Genomic DNA, 18,965 nt, shown 5'->3' with positions numbered 1-18,965 from the left:
ATCGTGGAAAAATATGTTTTCTATAGCAGAGACATTGCCTTCAATATCTACCCGAAGGCATCTCTTGGCGAGGAAGAGAAAAAACAGTTGACCGCTGATGGATTTAAAAAAATTGGCTTTGAGATATCGGCGACGGATGAAGTCGCCGCGCTCGACAAGTTTATCGCGCATTTCAAAGAAAATACCGACGCGCTGAAAGAGTACGCGGAGAATATTGCCTTCGCGTCGCTCCTGTTTGTCGGTATCCCGCTCATCGCCTGAATTCGCAAGACGGTTTACTCCCCAGCCTCACGGCGCTACAATTCCCGCCCTTAAATTGTGGTAATCCACTCGACTTTAGCCGCTTCACCAGGTGGAGCGGTTCTGACCTGTTATCAGACCGAGAACTTCATGTTTAAACCGGAACTCCTCTCCCCGGCGGGAACGCTGAAAAACATGCGTTACGCTTTCGCCTACGGCGCAGACGCCGTCTACGCGGGCCAGCCTCGCTACTCGCTGCGCGTGCGCAATAACGAATTCAACCACGAAAACCTCCAGCTCGGGATCAACGAAGCCCACGCGCTGGGTAAAAAATTCTACGTGGTAGTGAACATTGCCCCGCATAACGCCAAGCTGAAAACCTTTATTCGCGATCTTAAGCCGGTTATCGACATGGGCCCGGATGCGCTGATTATGTCCGATCCAGGGCTTATCATGATGGTGCGCGAGGCGTTCCCGGAGATGGATATTCATCTCTCGGTGCAGGCTAACGCCGTTAACTGGGCGACGGTGAAGTTCTGGAAGCAAATGGGGCTGACGCGCGTCATCCTTTCCCGCGAGCTTTCGCTGGAAGAAATCGCCGAAATCCGCGAACAGGTACCTGAAATGGAGCTGGAGATATTCGTCCACGGCGCGCTGTGCATGGCGTACTCGGGCCGCTGTCTGCTTTCCGGCTATATCAACAAACGCGATCCTAACCAGGGGACCTGCACCAACGCCTGCCGCTGGGAATATAAGGTTCAGGAAGGCAAAGAAGACGACATCGGCAATATCGTCCACGTGCACGAGCCGATTCCGGTACAAAACGTTGAGCCTACGCTGGGCGTCGGTGCGCCAACGGACAAAGTGTTTATGGTGGAAGAAGCCAAACGTCCGGGCGAGTACATGACCGCTTTTGAAGACGAGCACGGCACCTACATCATGAACTCAAAAGATCTGCGCGCCATCGAGCACGTGGAGCGCCTGACCAAAATGGGCGTGCATTCGCTGAAAATCGAGGGCCGCACCAAGTCCTACTACTACTGTGCACGCACCGCGCAGGTGTATCGCCGCGCCATTGACGATGCCGCTGCGGGCAAGCCGTTTGATCCTACGCTGCTGCAAACGCTGGAAGGCCTGGCCCACCGCGGCTATACCGAAGGTTTTCTGCGCCGCCATACCCACGACAGCCACCAGAATTACGAGTATGGTCACTCCATTTCCGAGAGCCAGCAATTTGTGGGCGAGTTTACCGGCGAACGCCGTGGTGACCTGGCTGCCGTGGCGGTGAAAAACAAATTCCTGCTGGGCGACAGCCTGGAAATGATGACCCCACAGGGCAACATCACCTTTACGCTGGAAACGCTGGAAAACGGCAAGGCCCAGCCGATAGAGGTGGCCCCGGGCGACGGGCATACCGTATGGATGCCTGTACCTCAGGAGATAGCGCTGGATTATGCTCTGCTAATGCGCAACCTCTCTGGTCAGACAACCCGTAAACCGCACGCAAACTAGTGAATTTGGGTTATTTTTCGCGCTAAGACCATTCTTAGAAACCGATCACATACGGTTACACAAGATAACGTTATTATACGCAAGCTGAAAAACATAACCCATAAATGCTAGCTGTACCAGGAACCACCTCCTTGGCCTGCGCAATCTCCCTTGCGCAGGCTTTCTTTTTTTCGCTGATTCAGCCAGTTCTTACTCCCCCGAACCAACTTTGCTCTACACTTTGATAATGCTCACTTTTCTGAGGTAAGTCATGGAGAGATCCCCGCATTCATTTTTAATTCTGAACGGCAAAGGTGCCGGAAACCCACAGCTGCGCGAGGCCGTGCATACGCTGCGTGAGGAAGGTTACACCCTGCATATCAGGGTGACCTGGGAAAAAGGTGATGCAGAGCGCTACATCCAGGAAGCTCTGACCCAGGGTGCAGAAACCGTGGTTGCAGGCGGTGGGGACGGCACCATCAATGAGATTGCCACCTGCCTCGCGAAACTTTCGCCGGACAGTCGCCCGGCGCTGGGTATTTTACCGTTAGGGACGGCCAATGACTTCGCCACCAGCGTCGGTATTCCGGAAGACTTTGAAAAAGCGCTGCGCCTCGCGCTGTTCGGCAAAGCCGCCAGTATCGACCTGGTGCAGGTCAACGAAGAAGCCTTCTTCATCAACATGGCGACCGGTGGATTTGGCACGCGCATCACCACCGAAACGCCGGAAAAACTCAAAGCGGCGCTCGGCGGCGTCTCTTACTTTATTCATGGGTTAATGCGCATGGATATGCTGAAACCGGATCGCTGCGATATTCGTGGGGAAGGCTTTAGCTGGCAGGGAGACGCGCTGGTGATTGGCATCGGCAACGGTCGCCAGGCCGGCGGCGGGCAACAGCTTTGCCCGGAGGCGCTGATCAACGACGGGCTGCTTGAGCTGCGGATATTCACCAGTGAAGACCTGTTTCCTGCGCTGCTAACGACGCTGACGCGCCCGGATGAAAACCCGAACATTATTGAAGGGAAATCGGCCTGGTTTGAGATTTCAGCCCCGCACGATATTACCTTTAACCTGGACGGGGAACCGCTGAGCGGACGGCATTTTCGCATTGAAGTGCATCCGAATGCGCTGGCCTGTCGTTTACCGCCTAATTGCCCGCTATTGGGGTAAGCCAGCACGAGGCTGTTTGTTTCCCCTTATCCCTTGGGGAGAGGCAGAAAACAGGTGACAGGGAATATGATTTTCTCTCTCCTCCCAAAAGGGAGAGGGAGTAAAAAAGCACTGGGGAATATTTTATCCTCTCTCCCTTCCAGGGAGAGGGTTAGGGTAATAATGCCACAGTATAAAAATTCGCATAAAAAAGCCCTCATAAAAGAGGGCTTTATAACCTTACTCAACAGAGCTTAAGCGATAGTCACTTTCTCATTCAGATAAACATCCTGCACGGCGTTGATCAGCTTCACGCCCTCGGGCATTGATTTCTTGAACGCTTTGCGCCCCAGAATCAGCCCCATACCGCCCGCACGTTTGTTGATCACCGCCGTACGCACCGCATCGGCCAGGTCAGTTTCACCGCCTGCAGCACCACCAGAGTTGATAAGGCCGGCGCGGCCCATGTAGCAATTAGCCAGCTGGTAGCGCACCAGGTCGATAGGGTTTTCGGTGGTCAGCTTGCTGTAAACTTTTTCGTCGGTGTAGCCAAAGTTTACCGCTTTATAGCCGCCATTATTCTCCGCCATTTTCTGCTTCACGATATCGGCCCCGATGGTCGCCGCCAGGTGGTTCGCCTGGCCGGTTAAGTCGGCGCTGACGTGGTAATCCACCCCGTCTTTTTTAAACGCGGAGTTACGCAGATAGGCCCACAGGACGGTGACCAGGCCTAGCTCATGCGCGCGCTCAAAGGCGGCGGAGATCTCTTCTATCTGGCGGCGGGATTCCGGCGAGCCAAAATAAATCGTGGCCCCGACAGCAACGGCGCCCATGTTGAAGGCCTGCTCAACGCTGGCGTACAACGTCTGGTCATAGGTGGTCGGGTAGCTGAGGGTTTCATTGTGATTAAGCTTCACGAGGAACGGAATGCGGTGGGCATAGCGGCGAGACACCGAAGCCAGCACGCCGTAAGTAGAAGCCACGCAGTTACAGCCCGCCTCGATGGCCAGCTCAACGATGTTTTTCGGATCGAAGTAGAGTGGATTTGCAGCGAAAGAAGCCCCCGCCGAGTGTTCAACGCCCTGGTCGACGGGAAGAATAGAAAGGTAGCCGGTGCCGGCCAGACGCCCGGTGTTGTACAGCGTCTGCATGTTTCGCAGCACCGCCGGCGGGCGATTGTTATCCACCATCACCCTGTCAACGTAGTCCGAGCCGGGCAGATAAAGCTGGTCTGCCGGAATAGTCATACAACGATGCTGTAACAAGCCGTCGGCATCTTTGCCAAGCAACTGCGCAATATCAGTCATAATACGCTCCCGTAAAGGCAGCGAGCCCCCTGCCCGCTGCGCATGAAAAATCCTGTTCTGCCGGGTCTAAAAAACCGGCCGCACTAAGCCTGGTACCGACGGCGTGGATTTGCCAGTTCGAGCGCACTTTTGCCTCCTTTCCAGGAGTAAAGCCAGGTGGCCACCCGGCTATTTTTGCAAGGGCGATCATAGAATCGACGCAAAGGTATTTAAAAGGTATTATTCATTGGTATGGTTAAGGCACACCCTACACCTGTCATGAAGGTCCTGAGCATGAAACGTACAACGATTAGCCTTTCGTTCATGATGTTTATGGAATGGTTTATCTGGGGCGCCTGGTTTGTGCCCCTGTGGCTGTTCCTCAACAAAAGTGGTTTTACAGCCGGAGAAATCGGCTGGTCCTACGCCTGCACCGCCATCGCTGCTATTTTGTCTCCTATCCTGGTCGGCTCGCTGACCGACCGCTTCTTCGCCGCGCAAAAAGTGCTGGCGCTGCTGATGTTTGTTGGTGCCGGACTGATGTATCTTGCCGCTCAGCAAACGGAGTTTGTTTATTTCTTCCCGCTGCTGCTGGCTTACTCGCTCACCTATATGCCAACGATTGCGCTGACCAACAGCATCGCGTTTTCCAACGTCGACGACGTGGAGCGTGATTTCCCGCGTATTCGCGTGATGGGTACCATCGGCTGGATTGCCTCCGGGATAGTGTGTGGCTTCCTGCCGCAGATGCTGGGCTTTAGCGATATCTCTCCGACCAACGTGCCGCTGCTGATCACTGCCATTAGCTCGGTTGTGTTAGGCATGTTCGCGTTCTTCCTGCCGAACACCCCGCCGAAAAGCACCGGCAAGCTCAGCCTGAAGGTGATGCTGGGCCTGGATGCCATCGTTCTGCTGAAGGACAAAAATTTCCTGGTCTTCTTCTTCTGTTCCTTCCTGTTCGCGATGCCGCTGGCGTTTTACTACATCTTCGCCAACGGCTACCTGACCGAAGTCGGGATGCACAACGCCACGGGCTGGATGACGCTCGGCCAGTTCTCAGAAATCTTCTTTATGCTGGCGCTGCCGTTCTTCACTAAGCGCTTTGGTATTAAAAAGGTTCTGCTGCTGGGCTTGATCACCGCCGCCATTCGCTACGGCTTCTTTGTGTACGGCGACGCCTCGCACCTGTTCACCTATGGCCTGCTGTTCCTCGGCATTCTGCTGCACGGCGTGAGCTACGACTTCTACTACGTCACCGCCTACATTTACGTAGACAAGAAGTCCCCGGTGTACATGCGTACGGCCGCGCAGGGGCTGATCACCCTTTGCTGCCAGGGCTTCGGCAGCCTGCTGGGCTACAGCCTCGGCGGAAAAATGATGGAAAAAATGTTTGCTTACCCCTCGCCGGTTAACGGCCAGACCTTTAACTGGGCGGGGATGTGGGGCTTTGGCGCAATAATGATTGCCGTCATCGCCGTGCTGTTCATGGTCTTCTTCCGCGAGTCGGACAAAGAGATTGCTGCCATCGCCGTGACCGGCGATGAATCTGAAAAAGTATTAAAGGAAGCGTAACAATGGAAAATCGTATTCTGGGAGCCTTTTACGGCCAGATGTTAGGTGACGCGATGGGAATGCCGTCCGAACTGTGGCCGCGCTCGCGGGTGAAGGCCCACTTCGGCTGGATAGACAAATTCCTGCCGGGCCCGGCAGAAAACAACGCCGCCTGTTATTTTGCCCGCGCTAAGTTTACCGATGACACCTCAATGGCGCTGGCGCTGGCGGACGCCATCATCGAGCACCACGGGGCTATCAACCCGGACGCCATTGGTCGCCATATTCTGGCGTGGGCAGAAGGGTTTGATGCGTTTAATAAAAACGTGCTCGGCCCGACGTCGAAAATAGCCCTGAATGCGATTAAACAAGGCACGCCGGTAAGCGAGCTGGAAAACAATGGCGTAACCAACGGGGCGGCGATGCGAGCCTCCCCGCTTGGCTGCCTGCTGCCCACGGCCAGTCTCGATGAGTTTGTGGACGAGGTCGCGTTAGCTTCGAGCCCGACGCACAAATCAGATCTGGCCATTGCCGGGGCGGTCGTTATTGCCTGGGCCATTTCCCGCGCTATCGACGGCGCAAGCTGGGCAATAATTTGCGATGAACTGCCGTCCATTGCCCGCCACGCGCAGGAAAAACGCATCACGACGTTTAGTGCTTCCCTCGCGGCACGCCTGGAATTAGCGCTGGGCGTGGCAAGAAAAGCGCGCGGTACAGAATCCGCCATGGAAGATATTTACCAGCTGGTCGGTACCGGTACCAGCACCGTTGAGTCGGTACCGGCGGCGATTGCGATGGTCGAACTGGCGAAAACCGACCCTAACCGCTGCGCCATCCTGTGCGCTAACCTCGGCGGAGACACCGACACCATCGGCGCGATGGCCACGGCTATCTGCGGAGCCCTTAACGGCGTGGAAAGCATCGATCCTGCGCTGAAACAGGAACTGGATGAAGAGAACCAGCTCGACTTCACGTGCTACAGCCGCATTTTTATAGCTTACCGCCAGCAAAGAGAGGCCAGCCATGAAGCCCAATGAGCTGCGGAGCAAACTGCCCCAGCTGCAGGCTCAGCGCCCGGTTTGCGTGCTCGGTTCGGCGGTGATTGACGTCATCGCCGACGCCTACGCCCTCCCGTGGCGCGGCTGCGATATCGAACTGCATCAGCAGGGCGTGAACATTGGCGGCTGCGCGCTGAACATCGCCATCACGCTTTCGCGCCTCGGCATTGACTCGCAGAACGCGCTGCCAATTGGCCAGGGCACCTGGGCCGATATTATTCGCAACAGCCTGGAAAAACAGCACATCCGCAGCGAGATCCACACCGATACGGGAGACAACGGCTGGTGCCTGGCGCTGGTCGAACCCGACGGCGAACGCACCTTTATGTCGTTTCGCGGCGTCGAGCATCAGTGGAATCAGGCCTGGCTTGACGGCCTGACCATCCCGCCAGGTAGCCTGCTCTCGCTCTCTGGCTACCAGCTTGCCGGGCCGGGTGCGGAGCTGCTCGTTGGCTGGCTGGAGTCGCTGCGGGCAATTACCCCGTTCATCGACTTTGGCCCGCGTATTGCAGATATCCCGCAACCTCTGCTGGCGCGGATTATGGCCTGCAAGCCAATTGTTTCGCTCAACCGCCAGGAAGCGGCAATTGTTGCCGAATGGCTTGAGGTGGCGGCAGAAAATATTGAAGCGATTTGCCGCGCATGGCTCGCTCGCTACGGCAGCCCGCTGATTGTGCGTTTAGATAAGGACGGCGCGTGGTTTGCTGACGGCAATGGCATGGGAATCGCTGCGCCCTTCCCGACTGCCGTCGTGGATACCATCGGCGCGGGCGACAGCCACGCGGGCGGCACAATTGCAGGCCTGGCGGCGGGCTGGAGCCTGGAAGAATCGGTCAGCCTCGGCAATGCGGTAGCCAGCTATGTGGTCGGCCACCGGGGCGGGGACTGCGCGCCAAAACTCGCGCAGCTTGAGCAAACCTTACTCCTCGCAGACGAAAACGTATAAATCGCTGCGGCAGTGGCTGATGCTGTACTCAATGGGCCGGTTATGCGGGTCGAACGCCACCTGTTTGATAACCAAAACCGGCACCGGCGTTTCCAGTTTGATGTGCGACTGAAATTCACTGTCCGGCATTCTGGCACTGACCCGGCTGCGCGTGCGCTGCGGAATAATGTTCTGGCTGCGGAAGTAGTCGTACAGCGAAACGCCAATCTCATCCGGGTCGGCAATCAGCCCGGTCGGCACATAAGACTCTTCGATAGACACCGCATCCTCATCCACATAGCGAATGCGCTTCAGCAGAAAAACCTCGCTTTCCGCCGGGATCGCGAGCTGTTCCGCCACGTCTGCCGGGCATTTCACCACGCGTTTGTTCACCCACAGCGTATTTGGCTTTTTACCCCGGAGCACAACCTGCTGTGAAAAGCCCCGGGCCTCTTTCAGCGAATACTCAAACGTCGCGTTAATTTGCGTCCCGTAGCCGCGCGAACGTGTCACTACGCCTTCATCTTCCAGCGCCTGCATCGCCTTGCGCACGGTAATGCGTGACACCCCCGTAAGCTGGCTGAGATCGCGCTCCCCAGGCAGGATATTACCCTGCGGCAACAGGCCCGCGCGCACTGCATCTTTTACCGTTTCGACAAACTTGAGGTACAGAGGAGCGTTATCCGGGGCGGCAAAGCGGTGCCTGAGCTGTTCAACTAACTGGTGATGAGCCTGTTCCATGGTACGCAATTGTCCGGCAGGGAAGATGAAGCCAGTATAGTACCACTGGTACTACGCTGGCGAAAAACTTCTCTCTTAACCGACAGTTACCACCATTCGTGAAAATGATGTACCGGGCCAATGCCGTGCCCAACTTCCAGCGAATCCGCCTGCGCCAGCGCCTTCGATAACCATATTTTTGCTGCAGCCACGGTTTGCGCCCAGCCATCATGGCGAGGACGCAGCGCAGCCAGCGCGGCAGATAAAGTACAGCCGGTGCCGTGGGTGTTTTTTGTCTGTACGCGAGGCGCGGTAAAGCGCTGTACATCGTGACGGGTAAACAGCCAGTCCGGACTTTCTGCATCCTCGAGGTGCCCGCCTTTCATCAGCACAGCTTCGCAGCCCATTGCCAGTAAAGCTTCACCCTGATCGCGCATCTCTTTTTCACTGCGCGCGTGGGGAGCATCCAGCAGCGCTGCCGCTTCCGGAAGATTGGGCGTGATCAGCGCGACATGCGGCAATAGCTTCCGGCGTAGGCTATCCACCGCCGACGGGGCCAGCAGCGGATCGCCGCTTTTCGCCAGCATCACCGTGTCCAGCACGACGTTTGGTGCCTTATAGAACGCCAGCCGCTCTGCCACAGCTTCAACGATATCGGCCTCTGCCAGCATGCCGATTTTTGTGGTGTCGATGCGCACATCGCTCAATACCGAATCCAGCTGCGCCGCCACAAATTCAGGCTCAATGCGATAAACGGACTGCACGCCACGGGTATTTTGCGCCACCAGCGCGGTGATGACGCTAGTGCCGTAAGCGCCGAGCGCGGAGAACGTTTTCAGATCGGCCTGGATCCCCGCCCCGCCGCTTGGATCGGTTCCGGCAATGGTTAAGGCGTTGATACGTTTCATGCCAGTACCTCCGCGTTCAGCAGATAAAGGGCGTCGAGGAAGGCTGGCGTAAAACTGCCCGGCCCACGGCCGGCGGCGATGGCCTGCTCGCCGGCAAGCGACATAAAGCGGCAGGCGCTGGCGACGTTGTCCAGCCTGTGCCCCGGTAAAGCGCAGCACGCAGCAACCACGGCGGAAAGCGCGCAGCCGGTGCCAACGACTCGCGTCATGAGTTCTCCCCCGCCGGTCACGGCAAACGTTCGTTCGCCGTCGGTGACGTAATCAGTTTCGCCGGTTACGGCAACCACCGCGCCGGTTTCGCGCGCCAGCTTTTGCGCCGCCGGGATCGCCGAAAGTGCATCATCGGTGCTGTCTACGCCACGGCCTCCGGCCTGCTCCCCCGCCAGCGCCATGATTTCAGACGCATTGCCGCGAATGGCGGCGGGTTTCAGTTGAATAATTTCGCGAGCAAACCGCGTACGGAAAGCCAAACCACCCACCGCGACAGGGTCGAGCGCCCACGGCGTTCCGGCGCTATTGGCGGCGTGAATCGCGGCCAGCATCGCCACCGCGCGTTCTGACGTCAGGGTGCCGATGTTGATCAGCAGCGCGCTGGCAAGCCCGCTAAACTGCGCCGCTTCTTCGGCTTCAATCACCATCGCCGGAGCAGCCCCAAGCGCCAGAAGCACATTAGCGGTAAAGGTTTGCACTACGTCATTGGTCATGCAGTGAACCAGCGGCGAATGCTGGCGGAGGTGGTGCAAAACGGAGGCGGCGGTTGCGCCGGGTAGCAGGTCAGGTTGCATAACAGTAAGGCTCCTGTCCGGCGTGAAAGAAGGGACGCCGGACAGGCATCTGACTTCCCTACGCTGGCATTATCCAGATCAGGTGGTACGGGTATTTCTCAGCCTTCACAAGGAAGGGCACCCCGAGTCATTTACTACAAAATCAAAAGATTGCGATTAATGCTCCTCATTAATCCCTGTTCTGGATCATGCCAGCGGAAAGCCAAAGCCGCAACCCCCTCAAAAACGGCATGTGCGCCGTATCGCGACTCTCGCTGTATCCCATAGCCAAATGGCAAAAAGGCCGGATTGCTCCAGCCTCGTTCAGTTGCGATTTTCGTTGTTGTTTTTAAATCCGTAGATCTGAATGTGAAGAAGAAAACCGTTTAGCCTCAGAAATTACAAGAATAATATTAAAAATAAATTATTAAATTAATTATATGCATTGACCGTTTTTATAGATAATTATTTAGTTATTGATTTCTATTATTGATCAAAAATTTTTAAATTTTCATTATCAACCAACGGGAACATAACATGCACTCCGAATTCATCGCTGAACCCATAATGAACCTTGTCGAGATTACCCGAAATGACGGGCAAACCGGGCAGTGTCCGATCGTCGATATTAGGTTCAAGAAAATTAATATCGTCAGCGCCAGGATGGGAAAAGTACCTCCAGCTCTGGGCCGTGCCAATGCGCAGATCGGCAACGCAGCCAAAACGCGAGCAGGATCCCGAAGCCCGCATCGTCGGCGTGCTGGCTGCGTTACTGAAACAGTCCTGAGGCGACTGTTTAACCCTCTGCTATATCGTACTTTTTCATTTTCAAAATCAATAAACCGCACAAATTCATTCACCATCTAAATAATTGCACAGATTTTCGCCAGCGCTATTATATCTGTATCAATATTTTTAAGGGAAAGGAACACCCCACATGGCTAATGTTGTATTTCCAAGAAATGTATTTACTACACTTAAATCTTTTAATGATTATAGTGCTAATGACATGCGTTACCGCGATATATCAGAAGACAGATTAAAAAGAGAGTTTGGGTTAACAAACGTATCAAATGTCGTAGACCCTTACACATTAACCAGGCTTACCGCGTTCGATAACTCCCAATCAAGATTTGCAGGCGTATACGGTGGAAAGCATAACTCCGGGACTGTAAGCATTCAAGAATGTGCAAAACTACTTTTTGAAGAAATGCTAAAAAAATCTCTTCCGTATTCTTGTATAGGTCCGTACAAATATTTAATTAATCAAATGCTAAGGCATTTTTATCGTTCATCTGGAACGCCGTTTAATGATGAGCACTTAAATGCTGCATATAGCCATAAATTACACTCTAATTATTCTACAAAAAACACAGTAACTTACATGCGAAAATCTATCGGGTTACTTGTTGATCATCAAAATAAAGGATTCCCTCAAGATAGGTTGAAAGATCTTGAAGCTGCAATTGAAATATCTATTCTTCCTAAGTTCAACTCACCTATACATGATAAGATCAACGGAATGGGGATCACCGTTCATGATGTTTACGCAACAAAAATAGATATAATAAGTTTTGATGTGAACGATTCCGGTTGGAAAGCAAGAGTTAAATTTACAGGGCAAGACCATTTTGGGCTGGATGTTGATGACATAAGAAAGAAAAAATTCAACCAATTCCAGTTTTTTAAAATATGGTTTGTATTACAGCGATTTAGTCGGTTTGGCTTTAAACCATTTTTAACAAATATGGAAGCAGTGATCGACATAGAAGGAAAACGCTGATGCGTATATTTACAATTCTGATCCTGGTAGCCTTATTGGGTTATGGTGGCTATTACGTCTTAGGTAATAGAAATGCGATGATTAAGGGCGCTCATTACAATGGAAGTACTGCCGTAATCCTCGTTGATAGACTGCCGTTCACTGAGTCGGCAAAAATTCATTGGTGGGAACGCAATCAGAACCAGATTAGAGAGCAATATCATATCCCTTCTGGTAAGGCTGGCCCATTTCTTATTTCTGTGTTTGCTTTCAGTGATGGTTATCAGGAAGAAGGAAAAGAAGATCGATTATGCTTTAAGGATGTAAAGCCACCTAAAAACTGTATTGATAAAAATATTATCATGCAGATCTGGCGTGAACGCGATGGCAGCACAAGCTATGACTTTTAGCCGCTCCACGCCCTTCTGCCATCACGCGGCCCACGAGTAACTGCACTTTCAAACGTAAGCGCCTTACCCCTTTTCACCCCGATTGTAACAGCGGTGTGAGCAGCCTGACACCAGCGCAAATAATGAATGTAAACGGCCTGTTTTATCGCTTTTAAACACTCTCCACTAAGAATTTTCTTATGATTTAGATCAAGGATTTGATTGTCACATTTCGGGATAGTTCATCGCCGTTATTAGTGCGCTCAATAATGCATTGGAACGTTCAATTTATTTATGGTGAGAGATAAATGAAATCCTTTAACTTTGGTCAATCAATGGCTCTGGTGTTTGGTATTTTGGTCCTTTCGGCTTCAGCCAGGGCTGATGTGGTAAGCGACTTCTATAATAATATGGTGAATAAATCTATTACCTGGCAGGAAGCAAGAGCCCGTTTTGAAAGTATGGATGCAACGCAGCAGCAGGCTGTACGGGATTACGATCGCGCCCATCAGACAAACTATACCAGCGATTTTGTGACTGGGACGGTGACGACCCCACATATGGACGGGAATCATTCAGTGCCCGTTCCGCCGCATCTCGATGCTCCCCACTCAATCGTCGCCAGCACGCTTACCCCTTCAACGGCGATAATTATGGATCCGGATGTACCGTCCACAGCCGATAAAAGTTCACACCTGGACAGCCCGGTGACAGATGCCGACCGCCAGGCAGCCAAAGACAAAGCGATGATCGAATACGTTCAGTCTCAGGTTAAAAACGGTACTGATGGTAAAAACGGAACAAATGGTATTAACGGTGAAAACGGCGCTGATGGTAAAGATGGAACCAATGGTATTAACGGTCAAAACGGCGCTGATGGTAAAAACGGAACAAATGGCATTAATGGCAAAAATGGCCTGATAACCACCGAAAAGAAACTTGATACGGCAACTCAGGCACACGTATCAACTAACGCTGACAATATCTCTTTAAATACTGAACGCGCAGAAAACAATACGCGCATGATTAAGGATAACAGCCAGGCAATCGGCCAATTAACCAACGCATTTTCTTCATTAAAAGATCAGGTTAACCATAATCAAAAAGAGGCCAATGCGGGTATTTCCGGCGCAATGGCAATGAGCAACATACCGCAAGTTATGAATAATCAAACCGTGGCTATAGGGGCTGGTATTGGCGGCTATGAAGGCGAAAATGCTTTAGCCGTGGGCGCCTCTACGCGTATCGGAAATGCTGTTGTGGTGAAAGCCACCGTCAGTGACGATACAGAAAACAATGTGGGTTACGGCGCGGGGTTATCTGTAGGCTGGTAAGTTGTCAGGGCAACATTTACTTCGCTAAAACCGCTGCTAAGCTCTATTTCATTCAGCGCCTTTTTCAACGGCGCTTTTTGGGCAGTCGGGGCTTTGGCCCGGCAGGGAATGAGCAAAAACACAGTGGTCAGATAACAATATGAAATATATTATTTTACTCATCATTATTATTTCAGTGGTCTATGTGCATTATCGCGGCAAGATTCGCTTTCGTTTCTGGCGGCAGCTGTCGGACCATTCCACGTTTACCGCCCCACTTAACGGTTTTATGTATCTTTTCTCCAGGGTGCCGAATACGCCCTACTTAACGCCGGAAACCTTTCCCGAGCTGACAACGCTGCGGGAAAACTGGGAAGTGATTCGCGACGAGGGTATTCACCTGCAAAAGCTGGAGCAGATAAAAGCCGCGGAAAAATTTAATGACGCAGGCTTTAACTCCTTCTTTAAAACAGGCTGGAAGCGCTTTTATTTGAAATGGTATGAAAACGCCCACCCGTCGGCCAGCATACTGTGCCCGAAGACAACCGAACTGCTGCGCACCATGCCGTCCATCAAGGCCGCGATGTTCGCCACCCTGCCCGACGGCAGCCGCCTGCCGAGGCACCGGGATCCGTACGCCGGCTCGCTGCGTTTCCACCTGGGACTTGCGACCCCGAATGACGATCGCTGCTTTATTGAAGTGGACGGGAAGCGCTACAGCTGGCGCGACGGCGAAGGAGTCCTGTTCGATGAAACCTTTATTCACTATGCGGAAAACACCAGCGGCGAAAATCGCCTGATTCTGTTCTGCGACGTGGAAAGACCGATGCGCTACCGCTGGGCTCAGGCGGTTAACCACTGGCTGGGACGCAACCTGATGAGCGCCGCGTCGGCACCTAACGATGAAAACGACCGCATCGGTGGGATCAACCGCGCTTTCCGCTACATCTATCAGATTCGTATCGTCGGCAAGAAGTTAAAAAGCTGGAATAAAACGGTGTATTACATCGTGAAATGGATCCTGTTTGGCGGGATTGCCGTGCTTATCTGGCGGGCGTTTTAGTTCACCTCCGCGAAATAAACGAGCCTTTGCAGTCATAGCCAGGGCTCGTTATCCGTTATCCGTAATCAGGCCAGTGACGCAATCTGGTTTTTCGCATCGGCGAGTGCGGCGCTTTTCGCTTCGTCGCCACGGCTCAGGTTTTCTGCGCGAATAATGGTCACATCTGTCAGGCCAATAAAGCCCAGCACCGCTTTCAGATAGGATTCCTGATGCTCCAGGAATGCCGCCGGGCTATCGCCGGTGTACTGGCCGCCGCGCGAAGAAGCGATAAACACCTTTTTGCCTTTTGGCAGCAGGCCTTCCGGGCCGTTTGCGCCGTACTGGAAAGTGCGCCCGGCCACGCATACGCGGTCGATCCACGCCTTCAGCTGGGATGGAATAGAGAAGTTGTACATCGGCACACCAATAACAATCACGTCCGCAGCGAACAGATCGTCAATAAACGCCCCACCGGCCGCAAGGTCTGCGCCCAGCTCAGCGTCGGTCACTTCCGCGCCCTGGAAAGCGGCAATGTGTTTGTCTGACAGGTGCTGTGCCGGGGACTGAACCAGGTCCCGGTAAATCACGGTGGCGCCAGGATGCAGCGTTTTCTGGCGGGCGACAATATCAGCCGACAGCTGGCGGCTGACGGAATAACCGCCCAGAACACTGGTATCAATATGCAGAATAGTCGACATCGTTTTAGCCTCTGAAATGGAGTCTGATTTAGGAGATAAGCGCGTTAAGAGTTTTTTGAAAGCCGTTAACATAGGTGTGCTCAATCTTTAGGTTCGCTGAACATGGCAGCCACTATGCCATCGCCTCACTTACCCGAACAGCCGTTATATTTCGATGTAATCCATCGCCATGCCCGATACATCATCGCCAATGACAAAGCCATGCCGAAGGGCTATATTGCGCTTCACCTCCTCACTGCCGGGCTGGAATCACAATGCTGGACGGTATTTCACTGGACCAACTTCGTACGTTTATTGCCGCCGTCGACGAAGGCAGCTTCTCCGCGGCCGCTCGCAAAATGTACCGCGCCCAGTCGGTGATCAGCGATTTGATTAAGGGGCTTGAAGCCCAGATAGGCGTGCAGCTGTTCGACCGTTCAGGCCGCTACCCAAAGCTAACGCCGGAAGGTGAAGTGCTGCTGATCGACGCCCGCTGCATTGTTTCTGGTGTTGATTTTATGAAGGCGCGAGCACGCGGCATGTCGTCGGGGCTGGAATCGGAACTTTCGGTGGTGGTGGACGTATTCTTCCCGCTGGAGGCGATGACTTCGGCGGCCAAAGCCTTCCGCGAACAGTTTCCAGGCACGCCGCTGCGTCTGTTTGTAGAGGCGCTGGGTGGCGGCTACAAACCGGTGCTTAACGGCAGCGCGGGGATTGGCATTCTGGGCTCGCTGCCGGATATGCCGGCCTCGCTGACCGGGGAGCGTCTGACCGGCGTTTCTCTGGTGATGGTGGCCGCCCCCGACCATCCGCTGGCGCAGTTCGAAGGCATCATTCCAAAATCCGAACTGACCAGACACGTTCAGCTGGTGCTGACCGACCGCTCAGAGCTTTCCAAAGGAAAAGAGTTTGGCGTGATGTCGCCTTCGACCTGGCGGCTGGGCGATCTGCTGGCCAAACACGCCTTTTTGCTCGACGGTCTCGGCTGGGGCAGCATGCCTTCACACGTTGTCGACCGGGATATTCGCGAGGGACGGCTGGTGCGGCTAAATATTGAGGACGTCCCGCCAGACGGACTCGCGCTGCCGATGTATGGCGTCTACCCAATAGCCTCCCCGCCCGGCCCGGCCGGACGCTGGCTGATTGAGCGGCTTAAAAACCTCTGCCCGGCAAAACTGGCCGCCAGTTCGCCCAAAACTAGCGGCGAGTAAGCAACCGGTGAGTCACCCTCTCCTCACCGGAAACGGCCTGAAACCCGGCGGCCTCATAAAAACGAAAGGCGTGTTCGGGAGCATGGGTGTTATAAAAATCAAACCAGTGGTCTGCGCCGGCAAGCAGAGCCTGCAGCAGTTGCTGCCCTGCTCCTTTTCCCCGCCAGGCCGGGCTAAGGTACAGGTGTCGAATACGCCCCGCGCGTTTGTCTGCTGAAAACGGGTCGCGATTAAGCCCGCCAATACCGACCAGTTCCTCACGGGCAAAGACACCCAGTAGTTTTTCTCCGGGCAAGTCAAAACGGTTTTCTCCGCTAAGCCAGTTGGCTTCAAGCCGGCGCAGCATATTGTAATGTTCCTCAACGCTTTGTGCTTTGAGTGAGGCAAAGCCTTTGTTATCTGGCGTCACCAACATTATTCGTAGCACGTTTACCCCTCCCATTAAGCTCGCTATTAGTCGCTATCAATATCCAGCAGATTATTCAAAGCATGCGCCCGTAGCTCGTTAACTTTACTGATGCTTTTATCCGGCGAGGAGCGAATCACATCGCGCGGATCGTTAATCAGCACGCGGCCATGGCTGTCGACTAAGAATTGCAGATCGTCGATATGCAATTCATGATTTTTCAGCTTGTTAATAATGGCGTTACAGTCGGCCAGGACGTTTTGATTGAATTTCTTATCGTCCGGCAGGCTTTTCTTATTATTCACGATATCTTCGGAATCAAAAGCGTTGTGAATGTAGTCTTTCTCCACGCCCACGTGACCGCCATGTTTAATCAATGCATGAGCGTCCACCACGGGAAAACCGAGATGCTTAAGCTGTTTGGTCGTTTCCAGCTCTTTTAAAGCGTACTGCTCCGCTGAAATGGTGCCGGTGGTGCCGGGTCTGAACAGGCACAGGCACTTGCGCGGATCCTGTCGTGAGTGAAAAACATCTTTTTGACTGCCTGCGCCAATTTTCTGCCCCAGCGACGGTACATCCTGAAACGCCGTGGCCGGTGCCTGGATATTCGAAGTATGTAAGTGCCGCCCCTGGGCGGCATTATTTGAAACGCTATACATAATGGACTCTCCTGTGCGGTTCAACACCGCGATTTAGTAAAGCCCTTGAGTGGCCAAAGCAGACGACAGGTTCCCGTCAGCCTCGCCCTGGCATCTTTCGTAACCAGAAAAATTCCCGCGTCCCCATTCCAAACGCTATGAGATCGATTATCATTCCCTTCCTAAATTTTCCCGTTCTGAAGGTCATCCATGTTCACAGTGTTTACCGCCAAAGCTCGCTGGCTGCTCGCCGCCGTTGCCCTGCTGAGCTTCGCCGCCCAGGCCGCCCCGATTGTTGTTACCGACGTAGCGGGCCGGGAAGTGACGCTGCCCCATCCGGCAAAGCGCGTGATGCTGGCCGATGCGCGCGCCTTGCTGGCGCTGAATATTATTCACCCGAAGGATCCGCTGGAAAACATCATTGCCTGGGATAACTCGCTGAAGACCAAAGCGCCCGATCTGGCGGACGCCTATGCGCGAAAATTCCCGCAGGTAAGCAAAATCACGATGTTTGAAAATCCGTACTACACGGATTTCAGCGTTGAAAAAGCGGTCACCTTACAGCCGGATCTGATTATTTTTGACATCGGCGTGCTGGCCAAACTGAAGAACAGCGGCGTGCTGAGCCAGCTGGAAAAAGTGGGTATTCCGGTGCTGATTATCGACTTCCGCCAGCAGCCGCTGACCAACACCCTGCCCAGCATTGAGCTACTGGGCAAAGTGTTTGATGAGCAGAAAAACGCAGACGCCTTTATTCAGCACTACCAGCAGCGGATGAACCTGGTGCGCGAGCGCGTGGCCACGCTGAAACCAGAACAGCGGCCAAGCGTGTTTATTGAGCGCGCGGCGGGCATTCGCGGGGATGAATGCTGCCAGACCTTCGGCAAGGGCAGCTATGGCCAGTTTATTGATACCGCCGGCGGGAACAATATTGGCAGCAAGCTGTTCCCTGAAATGAGCGGCCAGGTGAATACCGAGCAGGTTATCACCAGCAACCCGGACTTTTATCTGATGACCGGTGCCGACTGGAACCGCGGTAATCGTTCGCCAAAAGCCGTGCCGCTGGGCTATATGGCCGATAAAACCGTGGCCGAGCAGAAGCTCAAAGGGCTGATGAACCGTACCGGCATTAACGTGCTCACGGCGGTGAAAGAGAAGCGCGTGATGGCGATTTACCATCAATTCTACGACTCTCCGCTGAACTACATTGCGGTGGAAACCATCGCTAAATTCCTGCACCCGGATTTGTTCAAGGACATCGATCCACAGGCCGACATCGAGCAGGCTCACAGGCAGTTCACCGCCCTGGATTACAGCGGCGTGTTCTGGGTTACCCCTTAACAGCCTGAATGCCTGGTCTGTTCATCTTTACGGCCGAGCGGTCATCCAACCGCTCGGTTTTTTTTTGCTTACTTTTCGCCTAATCCCGAATTA

At 53.7% G+C, this 18,965-nt stretch carries 19 protein-coding genes and 1 riboswitch; of the genes, 12 read left to right on the top strand and 7 right to left on the bottom strand.

Annotation, left to right across the window (positions count from 1 at the left end; genetic code table 11):
- The first annotated feature begins 3 nt into the window (after nucleotides 1-3).
- From F3J29_RS02800 to yegS, 3 genes are all read left to right on the top strand, one after another.
- Nucleotides 4-261, top strand: a complete 258-nt coding sequence (locus F3J29_RS02800) for a hypothetical protein (RefSeq protein ID WP_166862827.1) — start codon at nucleotides 4-6, stop codon at nucleotides 259-261.
- Nucleotides 262-390: 129 nt separating this feature from the next.
- Complete coding sequence (gene trhP / locus F3J29_RS02795; RefSeq protein ID WP_166862825.1) at nucleotides 391-1,752, top strand: prephenate-dependent tRNA uridine(34) hydroxylase TrhP; 1,362 nt, start codon at nucleotides 391-393, stop codon at nucleotides 1,750-1,752.
- 250 nt (nucleotides 1,753-2,002) lie between these two features.
- Nucleotides 2,003-2,902, top strand: a complete 900-nt coding sequence (gene yegS, locus F3J29_RS02790; RefSeq protein ID WP_166862823.1) for a lipid kinase YegS — start codon at nucleotides 2,003-2,005, stop codon at nucleotides 2,900-2,902.
- Nucleotides 2,903-3,135: 233 nt separating this feature from the next.
- Here the strand turns inward: yegS and fbaB are convergent, their stop codons facing one another.
- Complete coding sequence (gene fbaB, locus F3J29_RS02785; protein ID WP_166862821.1) at nucleotides 3,136-4,188, bottom strand: class I fructose-bisphosphate aldolase; 1,053 nt, start codon at nucleotides 4,186-4,188, stop codon at nucleotides 3,136-3,138.
- Nucleotides 4,189-4,446: 258 nt separating this feature from the next.
- Here fbaB and F3J29_RS02780 point away from each other — a divergent pair, with 258 nt between their 5' ends.
- From F3J29_RS02780 to F3J29_RS02770, 3 genes are read left to right on the top strand one after another with little or no spacing between them, the layout of a single operon-like run.
- Complete coding sequence (locus F3J29_RS02780; protein ID WP_166864889.1) at nucleotides 4,447-5,739, top strand: nucleoside permease; 1,293 nt, start codon at nucleotides 4,447-4,449, stop codon at nucleotides 5,737-5,739.
- Nucleotides 5,740-5,741: 2 nt separating this feature from the next.
- Nucleotides 5,742-6,755, top strand: coding sequence for an ADP-ribosylglycohydrolase family protein (locus F3J29_RS02775; RefSeq protein WP_166862819.1), 1,014 nt, complete (start codon nucleotides 5,742-5,744; stop codon nucleotides 6,753-6,755).
- Nucleotides 6,742-7,722, top strand: a complete 981-nt coding sequence (locus F3J29_RS02770; protein WP_166862818.1) for a PfkB family carbohydrate kinase — start codon at nucleotides 6,742-6,744, stop codon at nucleotides 7,720-7,722. Before F3J29_RS02775 ends, F3J29_RS02770 begins: the two co-directional genes overlap by 14 nt.
- On the opposite strand, the gene F3J29_RS02765 is transcribed toward F3J29_RS02770, so the two are convergent.
- The 3 genes from F3J29_RS02765 to thiM all read right to left on the bottom strand — a co-directional run bounded on the left by F3J29_RS02765 (nucleotide 7,696) and on the right by thiM (nucleotide 10,114).
- Complete coding sequence (locus tag F3J29_RS02765; protein WP_166862816.1) at nucleotides 7,696-8,442, bottom strand: GntR family transcriptional regulator; 747 nt, start codon at nucleotides 8,440-8,442, stop codon at nucleotides 7,696-7,698. The two genes, F3J29_RS02770 and F3J29_RS02765, sit on opposite strands and share 27 nt — an antisense overlap.
- An 86-nt stretch (nucleotides 8,443-8,528) precedes the next feature.
- A complete protein-coding gene (gene thiD / locus F3J29_RS02760; RefSeq protein WP_166862814.1) occupies nucleotides 8,529-9,329 on the bottom strand; it encodes a bifunctional hydroxymethylpyrimidine kinase/phosphomethylpyrimidine kinase in 801 nt (266 codons plus the stop codon).
- Nucleotides 9,326-10,114: a hydroxyethylthiazole kinase gene (gene thiM, locus F3J29_RS02755; RefSeq protein ID WP_166862812.1), complete on the bottom strand. Its 789-nt coding sequence runs from the start codon at nucleotides 10,112-10,114 to the stop codon at nucleotides 9,326-9,328. Before thiM ends, thiD begins: the two co-directional genes overlap by 4 nt.
- A gap of 38 nt (nucleotides 10,115-10,152) precedes the next feature.
- A riboswitch (TPP riboswitch) is annotated at nucleotides 10,153-10,249 on the bottom strand.
- 781 nt (nucleotides 10,250-11,030) lie between these two features.
- On the opposite strand from thiM, the gene F3J29_RS02750 reads away from it, so the two are divergent.
- From F3J29_RS02750 to lpxO, 4 genes are all read left to right on the top strand, one after another.
- Complete coding sequence (locus F3J29_RS02750) at nucleotides 11,031-11,876, top strand: DUF3289 family protein (RefSeq protein ID WP_166862810.1); 846 nt, start codon at nucleotides 11,031-11,033, stop codon at nucleotides 11,874-11,876.
- Nucleotides 11,876-12,265, top strand: a complete 390-nt coding sequence (locus F3J29_RS02745) for a DUF943 family protein (protein ID WP_205246628.1) — start codon at nucleotides 11,876-11,878, stop codon at nucleotides 12,263-12,265. Before F3J29_RS02750 ends, F3J29_RS02745 begins: the two co-directional genes overlap by 1 nt.
- Nucleotides 12,266-12,552: 287 nt before the next feature.
- A complete protein-coding gene (locus F3J29_RS02740) occupies nucleotides 12,553-13,578 on the top strand; it encodes a YadA C-terminal domain-containing protein (protein ID WP_166862808.1) in 1,026 nt (341 codons plus the stop codon).
- 139 nt (nucleotides 13,579-13,717) lie between these two features.
- Nucleotides 13,718-14,620, top strand: coding sequence for a lipid A hydroxylase LpxO (gene lpxO / locus F3J29_RS02735; protein ID WP_166862805.1), 903 nt, complete (start codon nucleotides 13,718-13,720; stop codon nucleotides 14,618-14,620).
- Nucleotides 14,621-14,685: 65 nt separating this feature from the next.
- On the opposite strand, the gene F3J29_RS02730 is transcribed toward lpxO, so the two are convergent.
- Nucleotides 14,686-15,297 (bottom strand): FMN-dependent NADH-azoreductase, encoded by a 612-nt coding sequence (locus tag F3J29_RS02730; RefSeq protein WP_353620529.1) that lies wholly within the window; start codon nucleotides 15,295-15,297, stop codon nucleotides 14,686-14,688.
- 254 nt (nucleotides 15,298-15,551) lie between these two features.
- Here F3J29_RS02730 and F3J29_RS02725 point away from each other — a divergent pair, with 254 nt between their 5' ends.
- Nucleotides 15,552-16,487 (top strand): LysR family transcriptional regulator, encoded by a 936-nt coding sequence (locus tag F3J29_RS02725; RefSeq protein WP_166862802.1) that lies wholly within the window; start codon nucleotides 15,552-15,554, stop codon nucleotides 16,485-16,487.
- Here the strand turns inward: F3J29_RS02725 and F3J29_RS02720 are convergent.
- Both F3J29_RS02720 and hopBF1 read right to left on the bottom strand, forming a co-directional pair.
- Nucleotides 16,474-16,929, bottom strand: a complete 456-nt coding sequence (locus tag F3J29_RS02720; protein ID WP_502706544.1) for a GNAT family N-acetyltransferase — start codon at nucleotides 16,927-16,929, stop codon at nucleotides 16,474-16,476. The two genes, F3J29_RS02725 and F3J29_RS02720, sit on opposite strands and share 14 nt — an antisense overlap.
- An 11-nt stretch (nucleotides 16,930-16,940) precedes the next feature.
- A complete protein-coding gene (gene hopBF1, locus F3J29_RS02715) occupies nucleotides 16,941-17,552 on the bottom strand; it encodes a T3SS effector protein kinase HopBF1 (RefSeq protein ID WP_166862800.1) in 612 nt (203 codons plus the stop codon).
- 189 nt (nucleotides 17,553-17,741) lie between these two features.
- On the opposite strand from hopBF1, the gene F3J29_RS02710 reads away from it, so the two are divergent.
- The gene (locus F3J29_RS02710; protein WP_166862798.1) at nucleotides 17,742-18,872 is read left to right on the top strand and encodes an ABC transporter substrate-binding protein; all 1,131 of its coding nucleotides are present in this window, start codon (nucleotides 17,742-17,744) and stop codon (nucleotides 18,870-18,872) included.
- The last annotated feature ends 93 nt before the right edge of the window (nucleotides 18,873-18,965 follow it).

The sequence above is a fragment of the Enterobacter sp. Cy-643 genome, assembly GCF_011752815.1.
In the GTDB taxonomy this organism is placed as follows: Bacteria; Pseudomonadota; Gammaproteobacteria; order Enterobacterales; family Enterobacteriaceae; genus Cedecea.
Note: the sequence above shows the minus strand (reverse complement) of the source record. Positions and strands in the feature narration are given on the sequence as shown.

Excerpts from the sequence above, each read along its gene's own strand:
- trhP (WP_166862825.1), top strand. The coding sequence starts at position 391 with ATGTTTAAACCGGAACTCCTCTCCCCGGCGGGAACGCTGAAAAACATG.
- yegS (WP_166862823.1), top strand. The coding sequence starts at position 2,003 with ATGGAGAGATCCCCGCATTCATTTTTAATTCTGAACGGCAAAGGTGCC.
- fbaB (WP_166862821.1), bottom strand. The coding sequence starts at position 4,188 with ATGACTGATATTGCGCAGTTGCTTGGCAAAGATGCCGACGGCTTGTTA.
- F3J29_RS02780 (WP_166864889.1), top strand. The coding sequence starts at position 4,447 with ATGAAGGTCCTGAGCATGAAACGTACAACGATTAGCCTTTCGTTCATG.
- F3J29_RS02775 (WP_166862819.1), top strand. The coding sequence starts at position 5,742 with ATGGAAAATCGTATTCTGGGAGCCTTTTACGGCCAGATGTTAGGTGAC.
- F3J29_RS02770 (WP_166862818.1), top strand. The coding sequence starts at position 6,742 with ATGAAGCCCAATGAGCTGCGGAGCAAACTGCCCCAGCTGCAGGCTCAG.
- F3J29_RS02765 (WP_166862816.1), bottom strand. The coding sequence starts at position 8,442 with ATGGAACAGGCTCATCACCAGTTAGTTGAACAGCTCAGGCACCGCTTT.
- thiD (WP_166862814.1), bottom strand. The coding sequence starts at position 9,329 with ATGAAACGTATCAACGCCTTAACCATTGCCGGAACCGATCCAAGCGGC.
- thiM (WP_166862812.1), bottom strand. The coding sequence starts at position 10,114 with ATGCAACCTGACCTGCTACCCGGCGCAACCGCCGCCTCCGTTTTGCAC.
- F3J29_RS02750 (WP_166862810.1), top strand. The coding sequence starts at position 11,031 with ATGGCTAATGTTGTATTTCCAAGAAATGTATTTACTACACTTAAATCT.
- F3J29_RS02745 (WP_205246628.1), top strand. The coding sequence starts at position 11,876 with ATGCGTATATTTACAATTCTGATCCTGGTAGCCTTATTGGGTTATGGT.
- F3J29_RS02740 (WP_166862808.1), top strand. The coding sequence starts at position 12,553 with ATGAAATCCTTTAACTTTGGTCAATCAATGGCTCTGGTGTTTGGTATT.
- lpxO (WP_166862805.1), top strand. The coding sequence starts at position 13,718 with ATGAAATATATTATTTTACTCATCATTATTATTTCAGTGGTCTATGTG.
- F3J29_RS02730 (WP_353620529.1), bottom strand. The coding sequence starts at position 15,297 with ATGTCGACTATTCTGCATATTGATACCAGTGTTCTGGGCGGTTATTCC.
- F3J29_RS02725 (WP_166862802.1), top strand. The coding sequence starts at position 15,552 with ATGCTGGACGGTATTTCACTGGACCAACTTCGTACGTTTATTGCCGCC.
- F3J29_RS02720 (WP_502706544.1), bottom strand. The coding sequence starts at position 16,929 with ATGGGAGGGGTAAACGTGCTACGAATAATGTTGGTGACGCCAGATAAC.
- hopBF1 (WP_166862800.1), bottom strand. The coding sequence starts at position 17,552 with ATGTATAGCGTTTCAAATAATGCCGCCCAGGGGCGGCACTTACATACT.
- F3J29_RS02710 (WP_166862798.1), top strand. The coding sequence starts at position 17,742 with ATGTTCACAGTGTTTACCGCCAAAGCTCGCTGGCTGCTCGCCGCCGTT.